Source organism: Undibacterium sp. TJN25, from assembly GCF_049339885.1.
Classification (GTDB): domain Bacteria; phylum Pseudomonadota; class Gammaproteobacteria; order Burkholderiales; family Burkholderiaceae_D; genus Undibacterium.
In genome coordinates this window covers 1-650 of record NZ_JBMPPM010000040.1, presented here as the reverse complement: position 1 = coordinate 650, position 650 = coordinate 1, and the positions used below count along the sequence as shown (strand labels likewise).

1 protein-coding gene is annotated in these 650 nt (G+C 51.8%); it reads left to right on the top strand.

The genetic code is table 11. The features are described from left to right. Window positions 1–150 precede the first annotated feature (150 nt). Window positions 151–417: a hypothetical protein gene (locus ACO0LO_RS29010; protein WP_422970024.1), complete on the top strand. Its 267-nt coding sequence runs from the start codon at window positions 151–153 to the stop codon at window positions 415–417. Window positions 418–650: the final 233 nt, after the last annotated feature.

The window sequence follows — 650 nt, the reverse complement described above, 5'->3', positions numbered from 1 at the left end:
TCCTCTTGTGAAGGCTCGACAAGCGTATCACTTCATCTTGCTACCTTGGTCCAGCCCGAGGGGTTCAGTCCATTTGCTGGGAAATTTGCACGTAATTCTGACCCACGTTTAGAACACAATCCTACTTGTCTTGATGAGTAGGAGATTGGAGTGATCAACGTGGCTTTACTAGGCATTATTCGACGCTGGCACATGCGTGACCAGGTTCCCCTGAGAGAGATCGCCAGACGGCTCGGCATCTCACGCAACACCGTCCGATGCTATCTGCACTCGGAAATCACCGAGCCCGCCTACGCGGAACGGCAAACAATCAGCGCCATCGACAAGTACGCTTTCCAGCTTTCGTGCTGGTTAAAGACTGAGGTAGGCAAAAACCGCAAGCAGCGACGCAGCCTGAAACAAAGTACTTGGATCTGAAAGAACTAAAGTTTGAAGGGGCGTACGACAGGGTGGCAGCCTTTGCCAGGCGATGGAAGGTGGATCAAACTGGCCGCGTCAATTCAGCGAGCAAAAAAACAAGACTATGGACTGAACCCCTCGGGCTGGACCAAGGTAGCAAGATGAAGTGATACGCTTGTCGAGCCTTCACAAGAGGAGCGACACCATGTCAGTTAGAGGACCATACCGGCGGCATAGCCTGCAATTTAAAA